15 protein-coding genes are annotated in these 15,714 nt (G+C 63.8%); 3 read left to right on the top strand and 12 right to left on the bottom strand.

The genetic code is table 11. From position 1 onward, the window contains the following. Positions 1-31 precede the first annotated feature (31 nt). Together AB1411_08760 and hutU are read left to right on the top strand one after the other, a co-directional pair. A complete protein-coding gene (locus tag AB1411_08760; GenBank protein MEW6543689.1) occupies positions 32-361 on the top strand; it encodes a hypothetical protein in 330 nt (109 codons plus the stop codon). 1 nt (position 362) lies between these two features. Next, positions 363-2,030 (top strand): urocanate hydratase, encoded by a 1,668-nt coding sequence (hutU, locus tag AB1411_08755; protein ID MEW6543688.1) that lies wholly within the window; start codon positions 363-365, stop codon positions 2,028-2,030. 134 nt (positions 2,031-2,164) lie between these two features. Here the strand turns inward: hutU and rhaD are convergent, their stop codons facing one another. Next, the gene (gene rhaD / locus AB1411_08750; protein ID MEW6543687.1) at positions 2,165-4,228 is read right to left on the bottom strand and encodes a bifunctional rhamnulose-1-phosphate aldolase/short-chain dehydrogenase; all 2,064 of its coding nucleotides are present in this window, start codon (positions 4,226-4,228) and stop codon (positions 2,165-2,167) included. A gap of 182 nt (positions 4,229-4,410) precedes the next feature. On the opposite strand from rhaD, the gene AB1411_08745 reads away from it, so the two are divergent. Further along, positions 4,411-4,830 carry a hypothetical protein gene (locus tag AB1411_08745; protein MEW6543686.1) on the top strand — a complete coding sequence of 140 codons (420 nt, stop codon included), beginning with the start codon at positions 4,411-4,413 and terminating at the stop codon, positions 4,828-4,830. A gap of 90 nt (positions 4,831-4,920) precedes the next feature. Here the strand turns inward: AB1411_08745 and nth are convergent, their stop codons facing one another. From nth to AB1411_08690, 11 genes are all read right to left on the bottom strand, one after another. After that, a complete protein-coding gene (gene nth / locus AB1411_08740; protein MEW6543685.1) occupies positions 4,921-5,577 on the bottom strand; it encodes an endonuclease III in 657 nt (218 codons plus the stop codon). Between the two features lie 65 nt (positions 5,578-5,642). Next, the gene (gene rpsU, locus AB1411_08735) at positions 5,643-5,837 is read right to left on the bottom strand and encodes a 30S ribosomal protein S21 (protein MEW6543684.1); all 195 of its coding nucleotides are present in this window, start codon (positions 5,835-5,837) and stop codon (positions 5,643-5,645) included. 48 nt (positions 5,838-5,885) lie between these two features. Next, positions 5,886-7,448 carry a glutamate formimidoyltransferase gene (gene ftcD, locus AB1411_08730; protein MEW6543683.1) on the bottom strand — a complete coding sequence of 521 codons (1,563 nt, stop codon included), beginning with the start codon at positions 7,446-7,448 and terminating at the stop codon, positions 5,886-5,888. A gap of 70 nt (positions 7,449-7,518) precedes the next feature. Further along, entirely contained in the window at positions 7,519-8,712 is a 1,194-nt protein-coding gene (gene hutI / locus AB1411_08725) for an imidazolonepropionase (GenBank protein MEW6543682.1), read from the bottom strand. Between the two features lie 274 nt (positions 8,713-8,986). After that, positions 8,987-9,328 (bottom strand): hypothetical protein, encoded by a 342-nt coding sequence (locus tag AB1411_08720; protein ID MEW6543681.1) that lies wholly within the window; start codon positions 9,326-9,328, stop codon positions 8,987-8,989. 69 nt (positions 9,329-9,397) lie between these two features. Further along, positions 9,398-9,739: a hypothetical protein gene (locus tag AB1411_08715; GenBank protein ID MEW6543680.1), complete on the bottom strand. Its 342-nt coding sequence runs from the start codon at positions 9,737-9,739 to the stop codon at positions 9,398-9,400. 477 nt (positions 9,740-10,216) lie between these two features. Continuing rightward, positions 10,217-10,465: a sulfurtransferase TusA family protein gene (locus AB1411_08710; protein ID MEW6543679.1), complete on the bottom strand. Its 249-nt coding sequence runs from the start codon at positions 10,463-10,465 to the stop codon at positions 10,217-10,219. Between the two features lie 80 nt (positions 10,466-10,545). Next, positions 10,546-11,076 (bottom strand): DsrE/DsrF/DrsH-like family protein, encoded by a 531-nt coding sequence (locus tag AB1411_08705; GenBank protein MEW6543678.1) that lies wholly within the window; start codon positions 11,074-11,076, stop codon positions 10,546-10,548. 104 nt (positions 11,077-11,180) lie between these two features. Then, positions 11,181-13,196 carry a cation:proton antiporter gene (locus tag AB1411_08700; GenBank protein ID MEW6543677.1) on the bottom strand — a complete coding sequence of 672 codons (2,016 nt, stop codon included), beginning with the start codon at positions 13,194-13,196 and terminating at the stop codon, positions 11,181-11,183. A 232-nt stretch (positions 13,197-13,428) separates the two neighbouring features. Beyond that, positions 13,429-15,057, bottom strand: a complete 1,629-nt coding sequence (locus AB1411_08695) for a capsule assembly Wzi family protein (protein ID MEW6543676.1) — start codon at positions 15,055-15,057, stop codon at positions 13,429-13,431. 261 nt (positions 15,058-15,318) lie between these two features. Beyond that, complete coding sequence (locus AB1411_08690) at positions 15,319-15,534, bottom strand: hypothetical protein (GenBank protein MEW6543675.1); 216 nt, start codon at positions 15,532-15,534, stop codon at positions 15,319-15,321. Positions 15,535-15,714 lie beyond the last annotated feature (180 nt).

Here is a 15,714-nt window from a genome sequence, read left to right as displayed (position 1 = left end):
ACGGTCTCTCGCTCTCCTAGGGCTGGTCGCCATGACAGCCCTGCCATTGCTCGACGCCGGGTCGGCCAAGGCAGCCGATCCGGCTCCGTCCTCACCGAGGGCCGACGAAGAGCTTCAGGTGGAGGTCACCAAGAAAGGCCTCGGAAAGGAGGTCTCGATCCACAAGGGCAGCAAGGAGTGGTACATGATGGTCGAGGTCACGCCGGAAAACACCGTGATCGTGAGGCAGGAGAAGGACAGCGAGACCTTCCTGCTGGACGAGAGTGAGACCCACGACCGGGCCATGACCGCCGGCGAGGTGGACGCGGCGATCGACGCCTTCATCAACGGCGTGAAGGCCCAGGTGAGGAAACGGAAGTGACATGGGCGCACGGTCCGTCAAAGCCCCGAGGGGCGCGACCCTGACCTGCAGAGGCTGGAGCCAGGAGGCCGCGCTGCGGATGCTCATGAACAACCTCGACGAAGAAGTGGCAGAGAATCCGCGCGAGCTGATCGTCTACGGGGGCGCGGGCAAGGCGGCGCGCGACTGGCGCGCCTACGACGCCATCGTGCAGGAGTTGACCGACCTGAAGAACGACCAGACCCTGCTCGTCCAGTCGGGCAAGCCGGTCGGCGTGCTCCGGACCCACGAATTCGCGCCCCGCGTCCTCATCGCCAACGCCAACCTGGTCGGCCACTGGGCCACCTGGGACGAGTTCCGCCGGCTGGAGGCGCTGGGCCTGATCATGTACGGGCAGATGACCGCCGGCTCCTGGATGTACATCGGCACCCAGGGGATCGTGCAGGGGACCTTCGAGACCTTCGCGGCCTGCGCGGCCCGGCACTTCGGCGGCGACCTGGCCGGCCGGTTCGTGCTGACCGGCGGGATGGGCGGAATGGGGGGCGCCCAGCCGTTGGCCGGCGCCATGAACGGGGCCGCGATCCTCTGCGTCGAGGTGAATCCGGCCCGGATCGAGCGGCGGATCAAGACCGGCTACTGCGACCGGATGACCGTCTCGCTGGACCAGGCGCTCGGCTGGATCACGGCCGCCAAGGCGCGGCGCGAAGCTCTCTCCGTGGGGCTCGTCGGCAACTGCGCCACGGTTCTGCCCGAACTGGTGAGACGCGGTGAGGTCCCGGACGTGGTGACGGACCAGACCTCCGCCCATGACCCGCTGAACGGCTACATCCCAGCCGGCCTGTCCGTGGAGGAGGCGGCAGACCTGCGCAAGCGGAACCCGTCGGACTACGTGAACCGGGCCCTGGACTCGATCGCCGTCCACGTGCGCGCGATGCTCGCCTTCCAGAAGGCCGGCTCGGTCGTGTTCGACTACGGCAACAACATCCGGACCATGGCCCACCAGCGGGGCGTGCAGGACGCCTACGCCTTTCCCGGGTTCGTGCCGGCCTACATCCGGCCGCTCTTCTGCGAAGGGCGCGGCCCCTTCCGGTGGGTGGCCCTGTCCGGCGATCCGGCGGACATCGCCGCAACCGACCAGGCGGCCGGCGAGCTCTTCCCGGACAACCGTTCCCTTCAGCGCTGGCTCAGGCTGGCCCGCGAGCGGGTCCGGTTCCAGGGGCTGCCAGCCCGCATCTGTTGGCTGGGCTACGGGGAGCGGGCCGCAATGGGCCTCCGGATGAACGAGCTGGTGCGGGAGGGCAGGCTGAAGGCCCCGATCGTCATCGGACGGGACCACCTGGACGCAGGCTCGGTCGCCTCCCCCTACCGGGAGACCGAGGGCATGAAGGACGGGAGCGACGCGATCGCCGACTGGCCGATCCTCAACGCCCTGCTCAACACCGCCTCCGGCGCCAGTTGGGTCTCCTTCCACCACGGAGGCGGCGTCGGGATTGGCTACTCCCTGCACGCGGGACAGGCGGTCGTGGCCGACGGGACCCCTGAGGCGGCCAGGAAGCTGGAGCTGGTGCTGACCAACGACCCGGGGCTCGGCATCCTGCGCCATGCCGACGCCGGCTATCCGGAAGCCCTCGCCGCCGCGCGGCGCCACGACCTGCGCCTCCCGCTCCCGCCCCCCACCCAGCCTCGCTAAGCAATATCCGGCACCCAGGAAGCCGATCGGGAAATCGTTGTGAGAACAGAGTAAAGAACCCCTCAGCAAGCTGGGGGGTATCCAAGGGCGGGGCTTTATGAAAACGGAAAAGTGCGCGACGTTTCAGCGCGCGTCTAGCGTGGAAAGGCCTCTTTGACACCGCCGTCCACGGGCAACATTGCCCCAGTCGTCTTCGCCGAGCGTTGGGAGGCAAAAAACAATACTGCTTCTGCGACATCTGCAGCGGTAACCTTGGTCTTGAGGAGATTCCGGCTGGCGTAATACTCCTCGATCTTCTCTACTGGGACTCCGTACACCTTGGCCCGCTGCTCTCGGACCCGTTCTGACCAGAGGCCAGAGCCCTCAAACACACCGTCCGGATTCACCATGTTGACGCGGATGCCGCTCTCCGCTCCCTCGATCGCCAGGATCTTGCTCAGTTGAGCCTGTGCTGCTTTTGAGGCCGAATAGGCGCCAAATTCCTTTCCCGGCGCGACCACGTTCTTGCTCGCCACCACCACGATGTTCCCCGCAAGCCCCTGCCGTTTGAAGATCTTAACAGCTTCTTGGCAAATCAGAAGGTGCCCCGTGGCATTCACTTCGAAAACACGGGTCCAGTCTCGCAGCGACATTCGTTCGACCGGCGCCGAGCAGGCGATGCCGGCATTCGAGACAATGACGTCGAGGCCACCAAAACACCTGACCGCTTTCTGAAATCCCTCGGTCACGCTGGATCTGTCGGCAACATCCATGACAAGGGGCACAGCGTGCTCCTCCCCGACCTGACGATTGCACTCATCACACAGCCGGGAGATCTTCTCTTGATCGAGATCGGCAAGGATCACTGCGGCCCCTTCGGCAACGAACCGTTGGCTGATCGCCCGACCGATTGCTCCGGCGGCGCCGGTCACGAGGACGATTCTTCGCGAGAACTCCTTCTCCGGGGGGAGCAAGGTCAGCTTGAAATTCTCCATTGGCCAATATTCGAAGTCGCAGAGATCCTGCGAAGAAAGAGACGTATATGTATCCAGAACCGACGAGGCCCGAATGACCCGCATCGTATGGACATAGAGGTCGTGCGCAATCCGACAGGCGCGTCTGTCCTTCCCGGATGTAAACAGCCCGAGGCCAGAAACCAGTATGACGCGTGGATGGGGGTCCATCATCGTGACGCTCGGGCTCTTGTACCGCTCGAAGTATCGGATATAGTCCTGACGATACCGTTCCACGCCTTTGCGGATAGCCTGCGCGACGACTTCCGGAGCCTTGGACCGAGGCAGATCCAAAAATAGAGGCCTGGCCTTGGTGTGAAGGATATGGTCCGGCGTGAAGGGACCAACCTGGCTGAGCTGCCGAGCGCGAGGCCCGTTCACGAACCGCAACACCGCTGGGCTATCATCAAACATCAGCAGCATACGCGCGCGCTGACCGATTGCTCCCCGGAGAACCGGTGCCACAATGGCGGCCAACTCCTGACGCTCACGGGCCGAGGAGCAGTTTCCCAACGATACAACCCTGCGCTTTTCACTCCGGCCGCCGGCCTGTTGAATGAACCGCTCGGCTCGACTCACCACCCTGATCGTCGCCAGATAGGCCTCCTTGGGAGAGTTGCCCCAGGTCACAAGCCCGTGCTTATCAAGGATGATGGCGCTGAGACGTGGATCTTTCCGGTACGCCGTGCCGACCAGCTTGGCCAAAGCAAAGCCGGGGCGGACGTACGGAATCAACACCGCATCAGTCCCGTACACGCGCTTGATTATTTTCTCGCTATCCGACGTATCAACCAGCGCGCAGATCGAGTCCGCGTGAGTATGGTACACGTGCGGAGCCGGCACAAAGGCGTGCAGCAGCGTTTCGATGGAGGGTTTCGGCGCTGTCGGTTCCAATATACACTTGGCTTGATAGGCGACCATGGCTTCGTCCGTCATGGTCTCCCGGTCGAACAGGAGTAGCAACTCATCCAAGCGCAGAGGCGTAAACTGCTTGGCAGTGATCGTCCGCATATCAGAGCCGCTGCCCTTGATCCACAAGACCCTAGTCTCGCGACCGGCATGGTCCTGCATGGTAAGCTTGGCCGAAGAATTCCCTCCACCCCACAGGACCAACTCCGGCTCAGCGCCGATCGTCCTCGTCGCATACACGAGGGCGTCCAGCCCTTCCAGACCCCTAGCCTCCCGATCAGACCAGTGACTTCGCATCAACGTCCCCTCATATCATGCGGTGTGAGTGGCAACAGAATTGTGTCAACGGATTGTAGTGACTGACGAACACCATGTCAAAAGGTTGTTGTCCTGTAAGAGCGCATACCTTGTTTGGCTTCCGATGAAGACGTATAATCCAGCCACAACTTACCCGGTCAGACCCAGTCACTGGAGCCGCCGTGAGCCGAACGCCCCGGTTCGTCATCTTCGCCCACAACGCCACCTACGACAAGCTGCACCAGGTGGCGACCCTGGGGCTGACCGCCGCCGCCATGGGGAAGGACGTCCGCGTCGTACTGCTCTTCTGGACGATCAAGAAGCTGGCGGAGGGACGGATTGACGAGATGGACTTCCCCCCGGAATACGGTCAGCAGGGGAAGGAGGTCGCCCGGCTGCTCCAGGAGAAGAAAGTCCCGCTGATCTCGGAGATGTTCCGCGAGGCCAGGCAGGTGGGGCACTTCCAGTTGATCGCCTGCAGCGCCGGCCTGGAGTACATGGGGGTGGATCCGGCCGTTGTCGCGCAGAACGTGGACGAGGTCATGGGACTCCCGGCCATCCTCTCGCTGACCGCCGGCGCGGAAACTACTTTATTCATCTAAGACTCGTGAGATGTGAGACGTAAAACGTGAGACGCATCAGACAGAAGCAGTCGCTTTGCCTCGGTTCCTCTCGCGTCTAACCTTTCACGTCTAACGCGACTTTACAACCCCCGCCCGGTCGCAATAGGTCGTCAGCTTGCACCGGCTGCAGTAGGGCGACACGGGCTGGCAGAGGTTCTGGCCGAACGGGACGAGCAGGTCGTTGAACGTGATCCAGTAGCGGCGCGGGAGCTTGCGGCGCAGCGCCTCCTCGGTCTGCTCGGGCGTCTTGGTCTTCACGTAGCCCCACCGGTTGCTGATCCGGTGCACGTGTGTGTCCACGCAGATGCCGGGCTTCCCGTACCCCACCGTCACCACCAGGTTGGCGGTCTTGCGCCCCACCCCCTTGAGCGTCAAGAGTTCGGCGATAGAATCGGGGACGCGGCCTCCATAGCGCTCCAGCAGGCGCCGACTGATCTCGCGAATCTGCCGGGCCTTGGTCCTGTAGAAGCCGACTGGGTAGATGGCGGTCTCGATCCGACGGACCGGCAGGGTCAGCATGCGGGACGGGTCGGTGGCCAACGCGAATAGCCGGCGGCTGGCCTCCGCGGTCGTCTGGTCCTTGGTCCTGAGGCTCAGGACGCAGGAGATCAGGATGCGGAAGGGGTCCTGCGACTCCTTGGCCACCACGCCGACCACCGGCTCCTGCCACCGGCGCACCTCGCGCCGGAGGATGCGGATGGCCGCATGGATCTCCGTCTCGCGCATGGAGAGACCGTTGGAGATGAAAAACGACGGGGAACCGAGGGAACAGGAGGGAAGAAAACCGGCGCTCAGTCCATCCTGTGCTTGGCCAGCCACTTCTGGCGACGACGCATCGCCTCCCGCTGCTTGGCCTTTCGCCTGACGCTGGGCTTCTCGTAGTACCGGCGGCGCTTGAGCTCGCGGAAGAGTCCCTCCCCGGCCAGCTTCTTCTTCGCGACCTTCAGCGCCTTCTCGACGTTATTGTTGAAGACCTTGATTTCCATCGCTCTCCAGCTTTGACTTAATTCGCCTCAGAACAGGACCACAACCGGTCAACCAGCCGTGGAAGGATAGCATAGCCTTTTCAGTTCCACAAGCCTCTGCTGAAGGGCGGCTACCTTCCCCTGAACATCTGATATAAGCTGCTGATTTGATTGAGCTTTCAAGTTGACAGCCACATTCTCCAGCCCCCCCTCTACTGCGGCCATGGCCAGGAGCAGGCCGACCCTAAGGTCCGGGGTGACGGACTGCTTGGTCTTGCCCATGACCGAGCGGAGCAGGGAGGCGACCTCGCCGGCCAGGGTCGCCGTCTCGAGGGGAACCAGCGTGGCCGCCGCGAGGCTCGCAGCAATGTGCTCGGATCTGGCCTTGTCCTCCTTGGGCAGGCGGTAGGCTCGGACCACCGCCTCATAGGCGTCAGCATCGGCCCGGACGAGTCTGTGAAGCTCCGCGCGGAGCTGAGCCAACCGGCGCTCCATCTGCTCCAAGCTCGCCGGTTCGTCGGCTGACGGCTTGGGCTGTCCTTGTCCGGCTGTGGGCTTGGGCGGTCCGACTTTGCATCCCATCACGCCCAGCGATGCGGCGAGGGCCCCGGCCAGCGCCGCCGCGCTCCCGCCTCCCGGCGTGGGCGTACCGGCCGACAGGGCATCGAGAAAGGGCGAAAGGGCTGACGACCAGTCCCCTGCTGTACCGGCAAGAGCGCCGGCTTCCTTCGCCAGCACCGACTCCAGGCGGGCCTCCAGCACCTGCATCGGATCGAATCCCTCCAGCTTGAGGAGGTGCTCGGCTGCCTGCACAAGGGCCCGCTGAGGCACCAGCCCGACCACCTGGCTCTCCACCACCCTGATCCCCCGTTGCTCCGCCTCGCGGCGCACGGCTTCATAGGCCACATGGATCGGGGTCTCCTCGAAATTGGTCAGGTTCATGGACACCTGGACGAGGCCGCGGCTCCGCAACTCCACGCCGATGGCTTTCACGGCGGGCAGCCCCCCGCTGGAGAACCGTACTTTCTTGGCGATGGTCTTGGCCGCCTCGAGGTCGTCCGTCTGGAGGTTGACGTTGTAGGCGATGAGCGGCGGCCTGGCCCCGACGACCGTGGCTCCCGCCGTGGGATGGAGAGCCGCCGGCCCGAAATCCGGCTGCCAGGCCTGAGCTGTCATTCGCCCGGCGAGGCCTTCCAAGCCTCCTTTCCTGATCACCTCCAGCCTGGCGCGATCCTGGTTGGCCGCGGCCCGCTCGTACAGGAAGACCGGGATCCGTAGCTCGCTCCCGATCCTGGCCCCGACCCGCTTGGCCAGGGCGACGCATTCGCCCATCGTGACGCCCCGGATCGGCACGAACGGCACGACGTCCGTCGCTCCCACGCGGGGATGTTCGCCCTCGTGCCGCCTCAGATCAATCAACTCCGTCGCAGCCTGCGTCACCCGAAAGGCCGCCTCCCCGACCGCGTCCGGTTCCCCGACGAACGTCAGCACGGACCGGTGGTGATCGGCGTCCATCTCCTGATCGAGCAGGAACACCCCCGGCACCGATCGGACTGCCGCGACGAGCCGGTTGACGGTTTCGGCCCGACGGCCCTCGCTGAAGTTCGGCACGCACTCGATGAGCCGCTGCATCGCTCACGCGCAGGCTCGTGGCAAGGGGCGAGGGGCTAGAGGCCTTTTCCTGACTTCTGCCCCCTAGCCTCTAGCCTCGCGCCTCTCGCCCTCCCCTTGAAAAGACCACGCGCCCCCTCTTGATCACCGTGACGCAATGATTCATCCCGACGTAGTACGGGATCTCCCGGTAATCCGTTGCATCCATGATGATGAGATCGGCCTGCTTGCCGACCTCCAGCGATCCGACCAGGCTGCCCCGTCCAAGCGCGTAGGCCCCGTTCACGGTGGCGGCCGTGAGCGCCTCCGCCGGGCTCATCTTCAGCCGCGAGCAGGCCAGTGAGAGGATGAGCTGCATGCTCACAGTCGGCGAGCTGCCCGGATTGAAATTCGTCGCGAGCGCGACCGGGACTCCGGCGTCGATCAACCAGCGGGCCGGCGGATCTGGATGCGAGTCGAGGTGCAGGGTCGTGCCCGGCAGCAGGGTCGCGACCGTCGGGGTCCCCCGCAGGCGCCGGATATCAGCCTCGGACAGGTGATCCAGATGATCCGCGGACAGGGCGCCGAGCCCCGCGGCCAGCAGGGCCGATCCGGATCGGACCAACTGTTCCGCATGGACCTTCAGCTTCAGCCCGGCTCGGGCCGCCGCACGCAGCACCATCCCGGTCTCGCGGAGCGAGAAATAGCCCCGGTCGCAAAAGACGTCGCAGCACTCGGCCAGCCCGGACCGGGCGACCAGGGGGATCAGTTCGCGCGTCCAGACCCGGAGAAAGCGGGCACGCTTCCGCCGAAAACGGCGGGGCACATCGTGGGCCAGGAGCGTCGGCACCATCTCCAGCGGGCTTCGTCCGGCGGCCTCCCGGATTGCCCGGAGCATCTTCAATTCCCCGTCGAGCTCCAGGCCGTAGCCGCTCTTGACCTCGATTGTGGTCGTTCCGTGCTCCAGGAACAGCCGCGCCACTTGGCCGAGCCGGCAGACCAACGATCGCTCGCTCGCGGACCGGATCAGCCTGGCGCTGGCCTGGATGCCGCCGCCGGCCCTGGCGAGCCCGGCGTAGGTCGAGCCGCCGATCCTCGCCTCATACTCATCCAGGCGGGGGGCTGCAAAGAGCGCGTGCGTGTGGGAATCCACGAAGCCCGGCAGGACGACGCGGCAGCCGGCGTCCACCGGTTTCGCACCGCGAGCCGCCGGCAACCGGCAGATCCGCTCGTCGGGGCCCACTGCAGTCACGAGTCCGTCCCGGAGCAACACGGCCCCGTGGCGGATCAGACCCAGCTCCTCCATCTCCGCCCCTCGGCGAGGCCGGGCGGGCCCGCGCAGAGTCACGAGCTGCCCGCAGTTCCGGATCAACAAGGCCTCATTCTTTCCTGAAGGCACGGGACCGGCTCACACGTGACCGATGCCTACATGGGATGACTGCTCTCGTGCCGGACATCGGGGAGGACACGGTATCGGCATCGGTCGGACGAAGTCAAGGCGGTGGCAGGGGCACACGGGCCCCTGCCGGGGACTGAGGGAAGGAGCGGGTACTGGACTGGCGGTCCGGTGCTCGACGGAATCAGCGTCTGGACTGAATCAACGCACAGGCCGCGCACCCCTCGGCCGTACAATGCCAATCCGCTCCGTGGTTCCTGGCCGGAGGCACGGCATTGTCCGCCGGATGGTACCGGTGGTACCAGGTCAACTCAAGCTGGACCGCTTCCTCGGGAGAATTCGAATAGGCGAACCAAAAGTACCGGTAGCCGGACTGGCTCCCGTACTGTCTCAGCGCGTTCGCTACGTCCGTCGTGCTGGCTCCGACGAAGTCGGCCGACCGTCCGTTCCGCGACAGAATGAACGCCCCCGCCGACCGCTCCCGAACGAACAGGTGGAGATACCGGAGGTTGAAAGGTCCCGACATGATGCTCCCCCTTTTCACGCCCATCGTGGCGAACCAGACCTCCTGCTGGATTCTCGCGACACCGCGCCCTTAATGGGTCTCGGTCATGCGCACGATTTCGATCTTCGAGAGGGCGGCGAGGAGCATGACGGGATTGGGAATCACCATGTCGTCTGGCACGTAGAGCAGCACACGGCGGGCCTGGGCCCGCGCCATGGCCTGACGGATGGTTCGGACATCGCGGAGGAGGAGTTCTTTCCGCTCGCAGACGACGACGGCGATCCGCTCCAGAAAGGAGTCAATCAGGAACCCGGCGGGCCGCTCCTGATCCCAATTCAGGATCGGCTCGACTCTGGCTCCATCAAATTGCGCCGCCGCTTGCTCGGCAACCTGCAGGGCCTTTTCTTCCAGGACGAGGCTGTGTGCCGACATCTGCCACCTCCTTGGTTTGGTCGTCCGCACCAATCCGCAAGGCTGCGCCTCCGCGCCCAAGAACAGGCCGATTGGGAAAGATTCCGATCGCCGTGGAAGTTTGACCGGAGAGAAGCGAGACTGTGGCTGTCTCTTTGACGGGAAGGGCCTGGGAAGGAATCGGTGAAGAATCAGGGGAGAGTCCTCCCGGATATTCATCACCCCGGTGGCCGCCTGAACCAGGCGGAGATTCGCTTACTGGATGCCCGTGACCTCAACTTTCTGTTAGGATTGTGTGAATTGGCTCCTCCTGATAGCAAAGTATTGTGGTTGTGTCAAGAAGTATCTACAACATATCGTAGCCAAAGGGCAGATGCCTCTCGGATCGGCGCCTCAGGCACAAAAAAACCGGAAGTGCTTGTCGCACCTCCGGTTTTTCTCATTCCCCGTTTCTGTCCCGGCCCCTATGGCCAGGCCTCAGCGCCTCGACCAAGAAGGTCAGCGCTTCGCTTTCCTCACAAAGGCCTTGTAGATCCTCCGTGAATCAGCCATCTCCTCTTCCAATCCGACCATCTCGTGACCGGTGGTCTGACACCAGGCCGGCATGTCCTTCTTGATCCCTTCGTCGTCGGACAGCACTTCGAGCACCTGCCCTGGCGACAGCTCCTTGATCTTCTTGGAGGTCATGATGATCGGCATCGGGCAGAAGTACCCGAGCGTGTCCAGCTTCACGTCTGATTGGATCATCCCCAGCACCTCAGCAAACAGCACACAGCGAATAGCTAGCAGCCGGCAGATCAGAGCTACTAGCTATTTGCAACTCGCTCCTAAATGAACAAATTTACGCTTCCTTGTTTTGCCTCGGCCAGGTAGGTCGTGACGCCGGCCAACTGATCGACTCCCTCGATCAGCGTGTCCTTGGTGATCCCCATCAAGCCCATCGTGGTCGTGCAAGCGATGAACCGCACTCCCAGCTCCTGCGCCGTCGCCATCAGTTCCGGAATGCCCGGCATACGATGCTGGCGCATGACCTGCTTCATCATGACGGTCCCCAGCCCCCAGAAATGGAAGCGGGACAGCGGCAACCTGTCGGCTCCTCCCCTGTTCAACAGACCGAAGAGCCTGCGGAGCCAATCCTTGGCCGCGCTCACCGCTCCGGGCCGGCGAATGGCATTCAAGCCCCAGAACGTGAAGAACATGGTCACCGGCATCCCCATGGCCGCCGCACCGGTCGCAATGATGAAGGCGGCCATGACCCGGTCCATGTCCCCGCTGAGGACGACGATCGTGACGCGGTCGGGCTTGTTCTCCCGCAACTCAGCCAGTGCGGCTGCCGGTTCGAGTTGGGTCGTACTCATCGTTCACCTCGCGCTCCTCGCACAAGTGTGCGTCCGATGGCTTGCGGCCTTCGAGGAAATTCACTATAAAACGCGCTTCTTTTTGATGTCAAGGCAACCACTGCTCAACGGTCCGCCTCCATCTTGTTGTCCGTGAGCAGGCCGATGGCGCGTCGGATCTGCTCCCTGGTACCCAGGAGGACCACCACGTCACCGGCCTCCAGCCGAACCTTCTCGGACGGATTGGATTCCGTGACTCCGCCCCTGGTCAGGGCGATGACCGAGGCGCCGGTCCTCGGCCGGATCGAGACCTGCGCGAGGGTCTTGCCGGCGGCAGGCGACTCCGGCTCGATCCGCCAGGTCTCGACCTCCGCCTCGGCCAGGGTTCCCCCGCGGAGGTGATGGGCCAACTCCGGCAGGGCCGTGCGCCTGAGGACGGCGTACCCTTCCCGCCTGACCTGCTCGGCTTTCTTCGTGATCAGGTCGGGAGGCATCCGGTAGTTCCGCAGGACGAGGGCGAAAATCTCGATCGAGGTCTCGAACTCCTCCGGCACGACCTCGTCCGCGCCCAACTGGTGCAATTCCTCCAGCTCGCGCAGGTAGCGGGTCCGCACCACGACGTGGACGGCCGGATTGAGCCCCTTGGCGATTTGGACCGTGCGCCTGGCGGAAAAGGGGTCGGAGATGGCCAGGACCAGCACGCGGGCCTCCTCGATCCGGAGCTGGCGGAGGACGCCGGGATTCGTGGCGTCTCCGTAGTAGATCGGGACTCCGTTGCGGGACTCGCGCCGGACGGTCTCCCCGTCCAGGTCCAGCACGACGTAGGGAATCTCCGTCTCCTGCAGCACGCGGGCCAGGTTGCGCCCGTTCAGACCGTAACCGACCACGATGACGTGGTCCTTGATCCGGAGATGCCGCGTGTCCAGATGGGTCAGATGGGACGTGGTGCGGCCGGGGAACCAGCGGCGCAGCCGCTGGAACGCTTCTGCGCGCCGGGCGACCTTTGGCGCGAGTTGGATCAGGAACGGCGTGACCACCATCGTCAGCACCGAGACGGCCAGGAACACCTGGTACGGCTCGGCCTGGAGGAGACCTGCCGCCTGCCCCTCCTGTGCCAGGATGAAGCTGAATTCCCCGACCTGCGCCAAGGCGATGCCCGCCAGGATCGCCGAGCGGGGCGGAAGCCCCATGGCGAGGATCGGTCCGGCCGCAGTCAGGAACTTGCCGATGAGCACCGCTCCGACCAGCGAAGCCAGGAGCACCGGATGCGCCCACACGACCCGCACGTCCATCAGCATGCCGACGGACACGAAGAAGAGGCTGTTGAAGCTGTCCCGAAACGGCAGGATCTCGGCAAGCGCCTGGTGGCTGTATTCGGATTCGGAAATGACCAGACCGGCAATGAAGGCCCCCAAGGCCAGCGAGAGCCCGGCCCGTGATGTCAGCCAGGCGATGCCCAGGCACAACACGATGATCGTCAGCAGGAAGAGTTCGCGGCTCCGGCTCCCCGCGATCTGCTCCAGCAGACCGGGCACGAAGAACCAGGCAGCCCCGACGATGAGCCCCACCAGCATCGCCGACTTCGCGAGCGCGAGCAGAATCCCCGCCACGTCCCCGTCGCCCGGTCCGGCCAGCAGGGGGGTCACCATCATCATCGGGACCACGGCCAGGTCCTGGAAGATCAGGATGCTGACCGTCGTGCGCCCGTGGAGCGAATCGCTCTCGCCCCGCTCCGCCAGGGCCTTGAGCACGATTGCCGTGCTGCTGAGCGACAGGAGACAACCCCAGAAGATGGTCTCGCGGGCCGGCAAGCCAGCGAACCAGCCCCCGAGAAGCGCCAGCACGACCACGCTGGCGACCTGGAGCGGCCCTCCGACCAGGAGCAGCCTGCGCACTGCGGTCAGGTGGGCCAGCGAAAATTCGATCCCGATCGTGAACAGGAGGAGCGCCACGCCGATCTCGGCCAGCACCTTGACCTGCTGGACATCGGGCACCAGGTTCAACCCGTACGGCCCGATCAACGCCCCAGCGGCCAAAAACCCGGCGATCGCCGGCACCTTGATCTTCTGAAACACGAAGACCACGGTGATTGACACCACGAAGATTAGTAACAGATCGACCAGAACCGCGTGGTCCGTCACGATTCCCTCAAGGCAGACAGGATGATACCGGCAGCACCGGACTCGCCCCGGAGGATACAGCAGGGGCGCGACGCGGGCAAGCAATGGGATGGGGGGAATCAGGAAAATGGGTGAAGCCGGGCAGGGTCGGTCTAAGTCAGGAATGTGAGAAGGCTTGATCGGAAAGGCGAGGAGCGAGGGAGAGATTCGGGATTCAGACTTGAGCGGAAGAGGGCGCGCGCTACCGCCTCCTTCAGAACTCTACAGCCAGATTTGTCCAAAGGAGATGATTGGTGGACGTGAGGCCCGAGGTGAAGGTCTCCGTGAACGGGTTGATGCTCGTGATCTGACCAGGGTTCTTGATGCGCTGATACGTGTAGCCGACCGTCAGTTGGAGCCGTTTCGAGACCCACCAAGTCAGGTCCGCGGCCGCCTCCTGCTTCTTCTCTGGGGTTGGGAGGGCCTTGCCGCGCTCCGACTGCTCGAGGTGCAGCCCTATCCGAAGATCGTCCGTCATGGCACGGGTCACTTGCACGAAGAGGTCCGTGGCATCAGGCCCCATCCAGTGCCCCAAAGGAAACCCTCGATACCGCATCCCGCTGGTATAGATTGCGTTCCCGTACCATACGTTCGAGAGACCGCTCTTTTCACGAGCCAGGTCGGTCGTGGCATACTCGATCCGCAGATCCGTCGAATCGCCCGAAAAGAGCTGCGGGATATAGATCCCGCCGAGCACGGCGGCCCGGTTCGGCAGGGGAAACTGAGACCACTTGTCCTCCGATCCGATCTCCCCGTAGAACTGAAGGCCGCTGGGAAATGGAACAAGATAGTTGACAGACGGGACTTTCACCCGAAAGTCCAGCATCGCCTGTTCGTTGACATCGGTCCCCCCCAGGGCGTTGGGACTGGAGGTATAGGCCTTGACGACGGCGGAGGGGAACGACTGGGTACGCCCTCGCCCGTCGAACTGGGTCAAGCGGGAGAACCCCAGCTCCAGCCAGCTGGTGGGCAGGTAGCTGAGCCGCAATCCGAACACCTTGGCTCGCGGGAAATCACGGTCTCGTTCCAACTGCGTCAGGAACGTGTTCAGCTTCCACTGTCCCAGGTCCTTGAAGACCCACGGGAGGCGGAAGGGCTCCTCGCTGCCCAGTTTGACCATGTCCATCGGGAAGGCGTGATCGGTGAGGAGCAGCGAGCCCCGATATCCCGGTCCCCACCACTGAGTTCCTCGCCCCACTTCGAGCGAAATATTGGCGACGGTCAACTTGACGTTCAGCTCCCGCATGTAGGCGTTCTGGGTGTTGTTGGTAGCTCCGATGCCGAGGACGTGGGGATTACTGATATATTTGGGCTGCGCCACGATCGAAAGCGCGTCGCCAAGCTCGATCCACCCGCGGAGATCCGTCTGGATCTGCTCGCCGTTCGCGTAATACTCCCCGCCCCGGTTCTCCCTGAACCGGACCGTCTGGTGCCCGACGAAAAAGGCATCACCTTCAACCTGGAGCCGCCCCCCGAAACGGACCCTCCCGGCTTTCGACCCCGAAGGGGCCGGCATTGCGCCGAGACTGGCCAACTCAGGCCGAAATTCCTGCATCAGTCGTTCCAGCAAAGGACCAACGACCGCTTCCTGGCTTTCCGGCAACTGATGCTCCCCGCTGACCCGGTCGACGGCCCGCGCCACGTATCGAGCCGCCTGCTTGCGGCTGTAGGGTTTCTGGACCACCATGGCCTCGTCAATCACTCCCATGGCCACCAAACGCTCAATCACCTCATAGGCCCAATGGTGCGTCGGCAGGTTGACCGAAGCGTGCGACTCGCTGGAGGTCAATACCCAAAGAGCCGACAGGGCCAACATTGCCAATACCTTAATCAGCCAGGACAAGATCATCGCTCCTCAGGTCTGAAGCATCTCACTCTACACGCCCGCACAGGTACCCAGTCGTACGTCATCGAGCCTCGGTTGGGAAATTGTGTAGAGCCTATGAGGTCTGAGTCAGGAATGGGCAGGAATCCTGCGGGGAATCAGCGAGGCGGGATCAACGGGGCGGCGAGGATCATCGGTCTGCAAAGGGCACGCAATTGCAATGCTCCACAAGCTCCGGTCATCGAGGAAAGGCCTCCCGAGCGCCTCCGTCGACGGGGATCATGGCGCCCCCGTGGTCTTGGCGGAACGATCGGACGCCAGGAACAGCACAGCTTCGGCCACGTCGCGGCCTGAGACCTTGACCGTGAGAAGGGTTCGCTCGATCATATGTTGTTGGAATTGGCTCCTCAGTATGCCATAGACCTTGGCGCGAGCTCGCTTGATTTCTTCCGACCAGATACCAGACCCCTCGACTATGCCATCCGGGTTCACCATGTTGTAGTGCTCCCCCTGAATCAAGCCACCTGGGGTGATTGTTGGGCGCGATACTGACCCCCTCCCCAAAACTAGACCGTAGTGAGCTGGAAATTTCGCTCTTCCTGCAGCCCGGTTTCGGCCGCGCGTTGAGTGAATTCCCTGGGCGTTAAATCCCCGAGCGCGCTGTGTGGCCGGTGC

This window comes from Nitrospirota bacterium (assembly GCA_040757595.1).
Lineage (GTDB): Bacteria > Nitrospirota > Nitrospiria > Nitrospirales > Nitrospiraceae > JBFLWP01.
This window is presented reverse-complemented; position numbering and strand designations above follow the sequence as displayed.

What these genes read in the sequence shown, in the direction of transcription:
- AB1411_08760 (MEW6543689.1), top strand. Translation starts at nt 32, where the DNA reads ATGACAGCCCTGCCATTGCTCGACGCCGGGTCGGCCAAGGCAGCCGAT.
- hutU (MEW6543688.1), top strand. Translation starts at nt 363, where the DNA reads ATGGGCGCACGGTCCGTCAAAGCCCCGAGGGGCGCGACCCTGACCTGC.
- rhaD (MEW6543687.1), bottom strand. Translation starts at nt 4,228, where the DNA reads ATGCGAAGTCACTGGTCTGATCGGGAGGCTAGGGGTCTGGAAGGGCTG.
- nth (MEW6543685.1), bottom strand. Translation starts at nt 5,577, where the DNA reads ATGCGCGAGACGGAGATCCATGCGGCCATCCGCATCCTCCGGCGCGAG.
- rpsU (MEW6543684.1), bottom strand. Translation starts at nt 5,837, where the DNA reads ATGGAAATCAAGGTCTTCAACAATAACGTCGAGAAGGCGCTGAAGGTC.
- ftcD (MEW6543683.1), bottom strand. Translation starts at nt 7,448, where the DNA reads ATGCAGCGGCTCATCGAGTGCGTGCCGAACTTCAGCGAGGGCCGTCGG.
- hutI (MEW6543682.1), bottom strand. Translation starts at nt 8,712, where the DNA reads ATGGAGGAGCTGGGTCTGATCCGCCACGGGGCCGTGTTGCTCCGGGAC.
- AB1411_08720 (MEW6543681.1), bottom strand. Translation starts at nt 9,328, where the DNA reads ATGTCGGGACCTTTCAACCTCCGGTATCTCCACCTGTTCGTTCGGGAG.
- AB1411_08715 (MEW6543680.1), bottom strand. Translation starts at nt 9,739, where the DNA reads ATGTCGGCACACAGCCTCGTCCTGGAAGAAAAGGCCCTGCAGGTTGCC.
- AB1411_08710 (MEW6543679.1), bottom strand. Translation starts at nt 10,465, where the DNA reads ATGATCCAATCAGACGTGAAGCTGGACACGCTCGGGTACTTCTGCCCG.
- AB1411_08705 (MEW6543678.1), bottom strand. Translation starts at nt 11,076, where the DNA reads ATGAGTACGACCCAACTCGAACCGGCAGCCGCACTGGCTGAGTTGCGG.
- AB1411_08690 (MEW6543675.1), bottom strand. Translation starts at nt 15,534, where the DNA reads ATGGTGAACCCGGATGGCATAGTCGAGGGGTCTGGTATCTGGTCGGAA.